This window comes from Kitasatospora sp. NPDC002543, from assembly GCF_053594915.1.
Map to the genome: position 1 here is coordinate 1 of NZ_JBSFWR010000169.1, position 10320 is coordinate 10320.

General features: G+C 72.9%; 9 protein-coding genes. 2 read left to right on the plus strand and 7 right to left on the minus strand.

The features are described 5' to 3' along the window. Nucleotides 1-103: 103 nt before the first annotated feature. The 4 genes from ruvX to ACWD4P_RS36740 are packed head-to-tail and all read right to left on the minus strand — an operon-like array spanning nucleotide 104 to nucleotide 4179. A complete protein-coding gene (gene ruvX / locus ACWD4P_RS36725) occupies nucleotides 104-583 on the minus strand; it encodes a Holliday junction resolvase RuvX (protein ID WP_359822161.1) in 480 nt (159 codons plus the stop codon). After that, nucleotides 583-3252: an alanine--tRNA ligase gene (alaS, locus tag ACWD4P_RS36730; RefSeq protein WP_359822159.1), complete on the minus strand. Its 2670-nt coding sequence runs from the start codon at nucleotides 3250-3252 to the stop codon at nucleotides 583-585. The genes ruvX and alaS overlap by 1 nt, the downstream gene beginning before the upstream one ends. After that, nucleotides 3252-3695, minus strand: coding sequence for a DUF6167 family protein (locus ACWD4P_RS36735; RefSeq protein WP_359822157.1), 444 nt, complete (start codon nucleotides 3693-3695; stop codon nucleotides 3252-3254). The genes alaS and ACWD4P_RS36735 overlap by 1 nt, the downstream gene beginning before the upstream one ends. A 4-nt stretch (nucleotides 3696-3699) precedes the next feature. Then, entirely contained in the window at nucleotides 3700-4179 is a 480-nt protein-coding gene (locus tag ACWD4P_RS36740) for a DUF948 domain-containing protein (protein WP_449782627.1), read from the minus strand. Nucleotides 4180-4398: 219 nt separating this feature from the next. Here ACWD4P_RS36740 and ACWD4P_RS36745 point away from each other — a divergent pair, with 219 nt between their 5' ends. Together ACWD4P_RS36745 and ACWD4P_RS36750 are read left to right on the plus strand one after the other, a co-directional pair. Continuing rightward, nucleotides 4399-6627, plus strand: coding sequence for an ATP-binding protein (locus tag ACWD4P_RS36745; RefSeq protein WP_449782628.1), 2229 nt, complete (start codon nucleotides 4399-4401; stop codon nucleotides 6625-6627). A gap of 48 nt (nucleotides 6628-6675) precedes the next feature. Further along, on the plus strand, nucleotides 6676-7002 hold the full coding sequence (locus ACWD4P_RS36750) for a tetratricopeptide repeat protein (RefSeq protein WP_359822148.1): 327 nt from the start codon (nucleotides 6676-6678) through the stop codon (nucleotides 7000-7002). Between the two features lie 82 nt (nucleotides 7003-7084). On the opposite strand, the gene rpsD is transcribed toward ACWD4P_RS36750, so the two are convergent. The 3 genes from rpsD to ppk2 all read right to left on the minus strand — a co-directional run bounded on the left by rpsD (nucleotide 7085) and on the right by ppk2 (nucleotide 10298). Then, the gene (rpsD, locus tag ACWD4P_RS36755; protein ID WP_063346792.1) at nucleotides 7085-7699 is read right to left on the minus strand and encodes a 30S ribosomal protein S4; all 615 of its coding nucleotides are present in this window, start codon (nucleotides 7697-7699) and stop codon (nucleotides 7085-7087) included. A 311-nt stretch (nucleotides 7700-8010) separates the two neighbouring features. Next, the gene (locus tag ACWD4P_RS36760; protein WP_449782629.1) at nucleotides 8011-9465 is read right to left on the minus strand and encodes a replication-associated recombination protein A; all 1455 of its coding nucleotides are present in this window, start codon (nucleotides 9463-9465) and stop codon (nucleotides 8011-8013) included. Nucleotides 9466-9515: 50 nt separating this feature from the next. Next, complete coding sequence (gene ppk2 / locus ACWD4P_RS36765) at nucleotides 9516-10298, minus strand: polyphosphate kinase 2 (protein WP_449782630.1); 783 nt, start codon at nucleotides 10296-10298, stop codon at nucleotides 9516-9518. Between the last annotated feature and the right edge of the window lie 22 nt (nucleotides 10299-10320).

Consider the following 10320-nt stretch of genomic DNA (forward strand, 5'->3'; position numbering starts at 1 on the left):
CTTCCGGATCCCGCTGATGGATGCCCCGTCCGACGGCCACCCGCCGCCGGACTGGTTCGGCGCGTCCGCACGGACCCCTCAACGGGACGTTAGATCAGGCGGATCAGCCGACCGCCTCGACGCTCTCACCGGGAGGGCGTCCGCTCACCCGTTCGGACTCAAGGGCGGTCTGCAGGATCACCACCGCGGCGGCCTGGTCGACCACCGAGCGGCCCTTCTTCGCCTTGACCCCCGAGGCGCGCAGCCCGTGGGTCGCGGTGACGGTCGACATCCGCTCGTCCACCAGCCGCACCGGCACCGGGTAGAGCCGGTTCGCCAGCCGGGCCGCGTACGCCCGGACCTTCTCCGCCGCCGGGCCCTCCTTGCCGCTGAGCGAGCGGGGCAGCCCGACGATCACCTCCATCGCGCCGTACTCGTCGACGATGGCGGCGATCCTGGCCTGGGACTTCACCCCGGCCGGGACGGTCTCCACGGGCGTGGCGAGCACCCCGTCGGGGTCGCAGGACGCGACCCCGATCCGGGCGTCCCCGACGTCGACGGCGATCCGCCGCCCGCGCCGGAAGGGCCTCTCCTCCGGTTCCATCAGCTGGCGCGCTCCGCGACCAGGCCGCGCACCGCGGCGATGGCCTCGCCGACCGCGGCCGGGTTGGAGCCGCCGCCCTGGGCGACGTCGTCCTTGCCGCCACCGCCGCCGCCGAGGGTCTTGGCGGCGGTCCGGACCAGCTCGCCGGCCTTGATGCCGCGGCCGCGGGCGTCCTCGTTGGTGGCGATCACGGTCAGCGGGCGGTCGTTGGCCACCGTGAAGGCGGCGACCACGGCCGGGCGCGAGCCGAGGCGGCCGCGCACGTCCAGGACCAGCTTGCGCAGTTCGTCCGCGCCCACGCCGTCGGCGACCTGCGCGGCGACCACGGCGACGCCGTGGACGTCCTCGGCCGAGTCGGCCAGGCCCGCCGCGGCGGCCAGCACCTTCTCGGCGCGGAAGCGCTCGATCTCCTTCTCGGCGTCCTTGAGCTTGGCGAGCATGCCCGAGATCTTCTCCGGCAGCTCCTCCGGGCGGCCCTTGACCAGCTCGGTGAGCTGGGAGACCACCGTGTGCTCACGGGCCAGGAAGCGGTACGCGTCGGAACCGACCAGCGCCTCGACGCGGCGCACACCGGAGCCGATCGAGGACTCGCCGAGCAGCTTCACCAGGCCCAGCTGGGCGGTGTTGCCGACGTGGGTGCCACCGCACAGCTCCTTGGAGAAGTCGCCGATCGTGACGACCCGGACCTCGTCGCCGTACTTCTCGCCGAACATCGCGATGGCGCCGGCCTTGCGGGCCTGGTCCATCGTCATGACCTCGGCGGTGACCTCCAGCTCGCGGGTCAGCACGTCGTTGATCTTCTGCTCGACGTCGACCAGCACGCTGCCGGGGACGGCGGCGGGCGAGCCGAAGTCGAAGCGGAAGCGGCCGGGGGCGTTCTCGGAGCCGGCCTGGGCGGCCGTCGGGCCGAGCGCGTCGCGCAGCGCCTGGTGGGTCAGGTGGGTGGCCGAGTGGGCGCGGGCGATCGCCCGGCGGCGCTCGGTGTCGATCGTGGCGTACGCCGAGGCGCCCAGCACGACCTCGCCGAACAGCACCCCGCCGGAGTGCACGATGACGCCCGGGACGGGCTGCTGCACGTCGCGGATCTCCACCACCGCGCCGGACTCCAGCCGGATCCGGCCCTGGTCGGCGAGCTGGCCGCCGCCCTCGGCGTAGAACGGGGTGCGGTCGAGGATGATCTCGACCTCGTCGCCCTCGGAGGCGGCCGGCGAGGGGACGCCGTCCACCAGCAGGCCGACGACGGTGGCCTCGCCCTCGGTGAGGTTGTAGCCGGTGAAGACGCTGGCGCCGGACTTGTCGGCGACCTCGCGGTACGCGGCGACGTCGGCGTGGCCCATCTTCTTGGCCTTGGCGTCCGCCTTGGCCCGGTCCCGCTGCTCCTGCATGAGGCGGCGGAAGCCGGCCTCGTCCACCTGGAGGCCCTGCTCCTCGGCCATCTCCAGGGTCAGGTCGATCGGGAAGCCGTAGGTGTCGTGCAGCTTGAACGCCTGCTCGCCGGAGAGCACCGCGCCGCCGGACTGCTTGGTCTCGGTGACCGCGACGTCCAGCAGGTTGGTGCCGGCCTTCAGGGTCTGCAGGAAGGCCGCCTCCTCGCCGACGACGACCGTCTCGATGCGCTTGCGGTCGCTCTCCAGCTCGGGGTACTGCGGGGCCATCGCCTTGATCGCGACGTCGATGAGCTCCTTGGCCACCGGCTCGGTGGCGCCCAGCAGGCGCATGTTGCGGATGGCGCGGCGCAGGATGCGGCGCAGCACGTAGCCGCGGCCCTCGTTGCCGGGGGTGACGCCGTCGCCGACCAGCATCAGCGCGGTGCGGATGTGGTCGGTGACCACGCGCAGCGAGACGTCCGACTTGTGGTCGGCGCCGTAGGTGTGGCCGGTGAGCTCGGCGGCACGGTCGAGGATCATCCGGCTGGTGTCGATCTCGAAGAGGTTGTCGACGCCCTGCAGGACGGCGGCCAGGCGCTCCAGGCCCAGGCCGGTGTCGATGTTCCGGCTCGGCAGGTCGCCGAGGATCTCGAAGCCGTCCTTGCCGTCGCCGTGGCCGCGCTCGTACTGCATGAAGACCAGGTTCCAGATCTCCAGGTAGCGCTCGCCGTTGACGGCCGGGCCGCCCTCCTCGCCGTACGCGGGGCCGCGGTCGTAGTTGATCTCCGAGCACGGGCCGCACGGGCCGGGGACGCCCATCGACCAGAAGTTGTCCTTCATGCCCAGGCGCTGGATGCGCTCCGAGGGCACGCCGATGACGTCACGCCAGATCAGCTCGGCCTCGTCGTCGTCCTTGTAGACGGTGATCCAGAGCTTCTCCTTCTCCAGGCCGTAGCCACCGTCCGCGACGGGCGTGGTGAGCAGGTCCCACGCGAACTTGATGGCTCCTTCCTTGAAGTAGTCGCCGAAGGAGAAGTTGCCGCACATCTGGAAGAAGGAGCCGTGCCGGGTGGTCTTCCCGACCTCCTCGATGTCCAGGGTGCGCACGCACTTCTGGACGCTGGTGGCGCGCGAGAACTGCGGCTTGACCTCGCCCAGGAAGTAGGGCTTGAACGGCACCATGCCGGCGTTGACGAGCAGCAGGGTGGGGTCGTCGGCGACCAGGGACGCCGACGGAACGACGGTGTGGCCGCGCTCCTCGAAGAAGCGCAGCCAGCGGCGGCGGATCTCAGCCGACTCCATTAGTGGTCCTTCCGGTTCGGGATGCCGCCCCGCGGCGGCAGGGCGCGGCGGGGCGTTTCTTCAGTGGTCTGGGGGGTGGTACGGGCGCCGTCGGTCACGGAACGGGCGCGGGACGGGGGCAGGGCGGCGGCCGGGCGACCGGGCGCCGCCGAGATAGCTCGGTACTGCGGCTCGCCGCGCAGGACCCGGCGGTCCGCGCGGGGCTCCGCCACGGCGGTGCCGTGCAGCCCGAGGTCGTCCTTCAGCTGCTCCTCGCGCTCGGCCATGCCGGCCTTCACGTCCCGGGCGAACTGCTTGGCCAGGTCGCCCAGGTGCAGCGCACCGCGGGCGGCGGTACCGGAGAGGCTGTCCGGGGTGAGCCGGTGCACGGCCTCGTTGGCCTTGTTCATGGCCCAGACGGTGGCACCGGCACCGACCGCCATCCAGAAGACGCGTCGCACCATGCCGTCAGCCCCTCACCGCGCGCCGGACCCGGGAGAGCAGGCCGCTCCTGGGCGCGGTCGCGGCGCGCACCTCGGCCCGGACCAGCCGGGCCAGCTCCTCGCGCTCGCCGGCCTGCGAGGGCATCGGCGGCAGGCCGCCCTGCTGCCGGGCGACGGCCTTGCGCACGCCGTAGCTGAACGCCGCGACCTTCACCAGCGGTCCGCCCAGGGTGGCGGCCACGGTGGAGGAGAGCGCGTTGGCGTTGGCGGCGGCGTCCTGCACGTTGGCGGTGATCTCGTCGACCCGATCCAGCTGCTCGTTGGCGCTGCGCACGGCGGCGCCCGCGTCGCTCAGCAGCGGGACGGCCTGCTCGGTGACCGCGGAGACCAGGACGGCGGCCTCCTTGAGGACCCGGGAGAGGCGGACCAGCACCACGGCGAGCAGGGTGACCAGGACCGCCCAGAACACGGCGACGAGCAATCCGGCCAGCTCTCCCACGGACACCTTTGCGCGCTCCCTCGCCTTGCAGATCTACAGACGGAACCCTATCGCGCCCACGCCCGATTCCCGGACCGGGTTCTTTCCCCGGCGATCCGGTCGGGTGTGCGATCCGCGCGCGTAACCTACCGGCCGGTCACCTCGTTCTGCCTGGCAGGCCGTCGCCCGTACGGCCCGACGCACGTCCGGACCGCGGCGGTCCGGCCCGAACACGGGGAGCAGCCTTTGGCCGGGGACTGGAGAGCACGGCCGGGGGAGCCCGGTCCGGGGCCGTACGAGCCGGAGCCCGGGCGGCTGCCGGCCGAGGTGACGGGCTTCGTCGGGCGGCGGGAGGAGCTGGCCGAACTGGCCGGCCTGCTGGCCTCGGCCCGGCTGGTGACCGTCACCGGGCCGGGCGGCGTGGGCAAGAGCCGGCTGGCGCTGCGCGCCGCGGCCCGGGCGGCCGACGCGTTCCCGGACGGCACCTGGCTGGTGGACGTGGCCCCGGTGCAGGACGGGCTGCTGCTCGGCCACGCCGTCCTGGAGGCACTGCGGCTCGCCGACGGCACCGCCCGTCCGCCGCTGGACGTCCTCACCGAGCGGTTGGACGGCCGGCGCCTGCTGCTGGTGCTGGACGGCTGCGAGCACCTGGTGGAGGCCTGCGCCGAGCTGGCCGACGCACTGCTGCGGGCGCTGCCCGGCCTGCGGCTGCTGGCCACCAGCCGCACCGCCCTGCGGGCCTCGGGCGAGCACCTGCTGGGCCTGGCTCCGCTGCCGACCGGCCCGGCGCCCGTCGGCCCGGTACGGCCGGACACGCTGCCGGAGGCGGTACGGCTGTTCGCCGACCGGGCCCGGGCGGTGCTGCCGTCCTTCGAGGTGACGGAGGCCAACGCGGAGGCGGTCACGCTGCTCTGCCGCCGGCTGGACGGCATCCCGCTGGCCGTGGAGCTGGCCGCCGGCCGGCTGCGCGCCCTGTCGGTGGAGCAGATCACGGCCCGGCTGGACGACCGCTTCCGGCTGCTCACCGGCGGCTCCCGGACGGCCCTGCCCCGGCACCGGGCGCTGCGCACCACCATCGGCTGGAGCCATGAGCTGTGCACCGTGCAGGAACGTTTACTCTGGGCCCGCCTGTCGGTCTTCGCCGGCGGCTTCGACCTGGAGGCCGCCGAGTACGTCTGCGCCGGCGAGGGCATCGAGGGCGAGGACGTGCTCGACCTGCTCGACGAGCTGGTGGCCAAGTCCGTCGTGCTGCGCGAGGACAGCGCCTTCGGCGTGCGCTTCCGGCTGCTGGACACCCTGCGCGAGTACGGCGGCCAGTGGCTGCGCGCCGCCGGCGAGGAGCCTCGGCTGCTGCGCCGCCACCGGGACTGGTACCTGGGCGTCGCCACCTGGGGCGAGGTCGAGTGGTTCGGCCCCCGGCAGGCGGAGACCGCCGAGCGCACCGAGCTGGCCCACGCCAATCTCCGCGCGGCGCTGGAGTTCTGCCTCGCCGAGCCGGGCGAGGAGCAGATCGCCCTGCTGCTGGCCGGCACCCTCTGGTTCTACTGGGTGGGCTGCGGCCACCTCGGCGAGGGCCGGCACTGGCTGGACCGCGCGCTCGCCCTGGACCGCGAGCCCACCGAGGCCCGGGCCAAGGCCCTGTGGGTGACCGGCCACATGGCCACCCTCCAGGGGGACCTCGGCCTGGCCCGCCCGGTGCTGGAGGAGTGCCGCCGCCAGGCCCTGGACACCGGGGACGACCGGGCCCTGGCCCACGCCGTCCACCGCCAGGGCTGCGTCGCCCTGGTCGGCGACGACCCCGACCGGGCCGCCGAGCTGTTCGAGGAGGCGCTCTGGCACTACCGGACCATCGGCGAGCTCAACAGCAACGTGGTGATGGCCATGCTGGAGCTGGGCCTGGCCTACCTCTTCCAGGGGGACCTGGACAGCGGCGAGCTCTGGTTCGGCCAGGCCCGCGAGCTGTGCGAGGAGCACGGCGAGCAGTGGGCCTACGGGTACGTGCTCTACGCGATGGCGTACTCGCACTGGCTGGACGGCGCCGTGCAGCCCGCCCGGGCGCTGGCCCGGGAGTGCGTCCGGCTGAACCACCTCTTCCGCGACCTGCTCGGCATCGTGCTGGGCATCGACCTGCTGGCGCTGCTGGAGACCGAGCCGAGCAGGCCGGGCGAACCGGGGAACCTGCGTGAGGCCCGGGTGCTGCAGGGGGCCGCGCACCGGATCTGGCGCGCGGTCGGCAACCCCTTCCTGGGCTCGCGGAACTTCTTCGGGCCGCACCAGGAGTGCGCCGAGCGGGCCCTGGCCGGGCTGACCGCCGACGAGTACGAGGACTGCTACGCGGCCGGCACCCTGCTGGACGTGGACGCGGCGGTGGTCCGGGCGCTCGGCGGCGGGGGCTCCGCGCACGACCCGGAGGCGGCCCCGGGCCCGCTCTCGGCGCTGCCCGCACCGGCGCCCTCGCGGATGCGGAATAGTTGAAACTTGCCGATTGCTTGAGGAGGCAAGGAACCACCCGGAAGGAGCACCATGGCCGTCCACAACGCCGCCGACGAGTACCGCATGGCGAAGTTCTACTTCGATTCCAAGGCCTACACGGACGCGGCCCGCATGCTCGAAGGGGTCCTGGCCGAGGAGCCGGCCAACCTCTCCGTCCGCCTGCTGCTGGCCCGCAGCTACTTCCACTCGGCCCAACTCCGCCGCGCCGAGGCCGAGCTGCTGCGGATCCTGGAGGCCGACCCGGCCGAGGACTACGCCCGGCTGATGCTCGGCCGCACCCTGGAGCGCCAGGGCCGCGCCGAGGAGGCCCGGCCGCACCTGCGGCTGGCCGCCGCGATGAGCGGCGAGGCCCTCTGACGGCACACCGGAAAAGCGACGAGCCCCCGCCGCCTCGAAAGGCGACGGGGGCTCGCTGGTGTTCGCGAAGAGCGAAGCCGGGTCAGCGCGAGTAGTACTCGACGACCAGCTGCTCGTCACAGATCACCGGGACCTCCTTGCGCTGCGGCGCACGGTCCAGGCGGAAGGCCAGGGCCTTCAGGTTGACCTCGAGGTACTTCGGGGTCTGGCCCTCACCCGCGTAGCCACCCTCACGGGCGACCTGGAAGGGGACCTTCTCCTTGGAGCGCTCGCGGACGGTCACCACGAAGCCCGGCTTCATCTGGTACGACGGCTTGTTGACCTTGCCGCCGTTGACCTCGATGTGGCCGTGGACGACCATCTGGCGGGCCTGGTAGATGGTGCGGGCGATGCCCGAACGCAGCACCAGCGAGTCCAGACGGGTCTCCAGCTCGGCGACGAGCGCCTCACCGGTCTTGCCCTCGGCCTTCTTCGCGCGGTCGAACGCGCGCGCCATCTGCTTCTCGCTCAGGTCGTACTGGGCGCGCAGACGCTGCTTCTCGAGCAGACGGACCTTGTAGTCCGAGTTCTGCTTGCGGCCACGGCCGTGCTGGCCGGGCGGGTACGGGCGGGCCTCGAAGTACTTGACGGACTTCGGGGTCAGCGGCACACCGAGGGCACGCGCGATCTTGACCTTGGGACGCTTCTGGTTCGCCATGAACCAAACCTTCCTTGCTTACGAATACGGCTTCACCAGGTGTTGACGGAGGTCGCATGTCGCGACTCGGAGAAAACCCCGCCGCCTGCGCGATGGGATCAGCCGCTCTCCGGAGCCGGGCACGAAACGTGCTGGTCACACGAAGGACCCGGAGAACCGGGCCATCCGCGACACCGAAACGGTGCGCGACGCTCCTGGTGCGGGCCTCCCGGAGGAGGCCTACGGCCGGTGCCCCGCTGATGCGGCCGGTCGGTGGGGTCTCCCCCGCCGCCGTCCCGGGACATGGCACTCCGACGAAGTATACCCGTGGATCACTCGGCCTTTTCCCCGGGCTGCTCCCCGGCCGCGGGATCCGCCGTCCGCTCCGGGCTCCCCGCCGCCTTCGCGCCCTTCGTCGCGTCCTTCTTCTCCACCCTGCGCTCCCCGCGCAGCCGCCCGCGCGTCCACTCCACCACGTCCGCGTACCGGGCCTCGCCGCCGCGCCTGGTCGGCTGGTAGTACTCCTTGCCGTGCACCGCGTCCGGCGCGTACTGCTGGGCGGCGATGCCCTCCGGCAGGTCGTGCGGGTACCGGTAGCCCTTGCCGTGGCCGAGCTTGCCCGCACCGCCGTAGTGCGCGTCCCGCAGGTGGGACGGGACGGCGCCGGCCAGGCCCTGCCTGACGTCCGCCAGCGCCGCGTCGATCGCCAGGTAGGCCGCGTTGGACTTCGGCGCCAGGGCCAGTGCGATGGCCGCCTGGGACAGGATGATCCGGGCCTCCGGGAAGCCGATCAGGGCCACCGCCTGGGCCGCCGCCACCGCCGTCTGCAGGGCCGTCGGGTCGGCCAGGCCGACGTCCTCGCTGGCCGAGATCATCAGCCGGCGGGCGATGAACCGCGGGTCCTCCCCCGCCTCGATCATCCGGGCCAGGTAGTGCAGGGTGGCGTCCACGTCGCTGCCGCGGATCGACTTGATCAGCGCGCTCGCCACGTCGTAGTGCTGGTCGCCGTCCTTGTCGTAGCGCACCGCCGCCTGGTTGACCGCCGTCTCGGTGGTGGCCAGGGTGATGCTCGACTCGCTCTTCTCCAGCGCCGCCCCGGCCGCCGCCTCCAGCGTGGTCAGCGCCCGCCGGGCGTCCCCGCCGGCCAGCCGCACCAGGTGGTCCTCGGCCTCCGCGGACAGCTCCAGCGCGCCCGCCAGGCCGCGCTCGTCGGCCACCGCGCGGCGCAGCAGCGCCCGGACGTCCTCGTCGGTCAGCGACTCCAGGGTGAGCAGCAGCGAGCGGGACAGCAGCGGGGAGATCACCGAGAAGTACGGGTTCTCCGTGGTGGCCGCGATCAGGGTGACCCAGCGGTTCTCCACGGCCGGCAGCAGCGAGTCCTGCTGGGCCTTGGAGAAGCGGTGGATCTCGTCCAGGAAGAGCACCGTCTCCCGGCCGGACATCCCGACCGCCCGCCGGGCACCGTCGATCACCGCCCGGACCTCCTTGACCCCGGCGGTGATCGCGGACAGCTCCACGAAGCGGCCCTCGACCGCCTGGCTGATCACGTGCGCCAGGGTGGTCTTGCCGGTGCCGGGCGGCCCCCAGAGGATCACCGAGCTGGTCGCCGCCGGGCCGCGCGAGCCCGCGACCAGCCGGCGCAGCGGCGAGCCGGGCTTCAGCAGCTTCCGCTGTCCGGCCACCTCGTCCAGGGTGCGCGGACGCATCCGTACGGCCAGGGGCGCGCGGCCGGGCTCCCTGCTCTGGCGTTCCTCGGCTGCGGCGGTGAAGAGGTCCGGTTCGTCCACACCGGAAGCCTATGCGAGGCCCCCGACAGCCCGGGCGGCCGAGGCGTGTCCTAGTCCAGCCCGGCGGCGTGGTCCGGGACGTACTTCTGCAGGTCGCGCGGGGGCCGCTGGTAGCCGCGCGAGGCGGGGCGGGGCGGCAGCTCGATCCTCGGCGCCCTGGTCTCGTGGTACGGCACGGTGGACAGCAGGTGGGCGATCATGTTGATCCGCGCCCGGCGCTTGTCGTCGCTCTCCACCACGTGCCAGGGCGAGTCCGGGGTGTCGGTGTGGATGAACATCTCGTCCTTGGCCCGCGAGTAGTCCTCCCAGCGGGTGATCGACTCGACGTCCATCGGGGAGAGCTTCCAGCGCTTCATCGGGTCCTCCAGGCGGTCCCGGAAGCGCCGCTCCTGCTCGGTGTCGCTCACCGAGAACCAGTACTTGCGCAGCAGGATGCCCGATTCGATCAGCATCCGCTCGAAGGTCGGGCACTGGTGCAGGAACTGCCAGTACTCCTCGTCGCTGCAGAAGCCCATCACGCGCTCGACGCCCGCGCGGTTGTACCAGCTGCGGTCGAACAGCACGATCTCCCCGGCGGCCGGAAGGTGCTCGACGTACCGCTGGAAGTACCACTGGGTCTTCTGCCGCTCGGTCGGCGTGGGCAGCGCCGCGACCCTGGCGATGCGCGGGTTGAGGTACTCCGTCACGCGCTTGATCGCCCCGCCCTTGCCGGCGGCGTCACGGCCCTCGAAGACCACCACCAGCCGGGCGCCCTCGACCCGCACCCACTCCTGGAGCTTCACCAGCTCCTCCTGGAGCCGCAGCAGCTCCCGCTCGTACGGCTTCCTCGCCAGCCTCTCCGGCTTCTCGGTCCGC

Excerpts from the sequence above, each read along its gene's own strand:
- ruvX (WP_359822161.1), bottom strand. The coding sequence starts at position 583 with ATGGAACCGGAGGAGAGGCCCTTCCGGCGCGGGCGGCGGATCGCCGTC.
- alaS (WP_359822159.1), bottom strand. The coding sequence starts at position 3,252 with ATGGAGTCGGCTGAGATCCGCCGCCGCTGGCTGCGCTTCTTCGAGGAG.
- ACWD4P_RS36750 (WP_359822148.1), top strand. The coding sequence starts at position 6,676 with ATGGCCGTCCACAACGCCGCCGACGAGTACCGCATGGCGAAGTTCTAC.
- ACWD4P_RS36735 (WP_359822157.1), bottom strand. The coding sequence starts at position 3,695 with ATGGTGCGACGCGTCTTCTGGATGGCGGTCGGTGCCGGTGCCACCGTC.
- rpsD (WP_063346792.1), bottom strand. The coding sequence starts at position 7,699 with ATGGCGAACCAGAAGCGTCCCAAGGTCAAGATCGCGCGTGCCCTCGGT.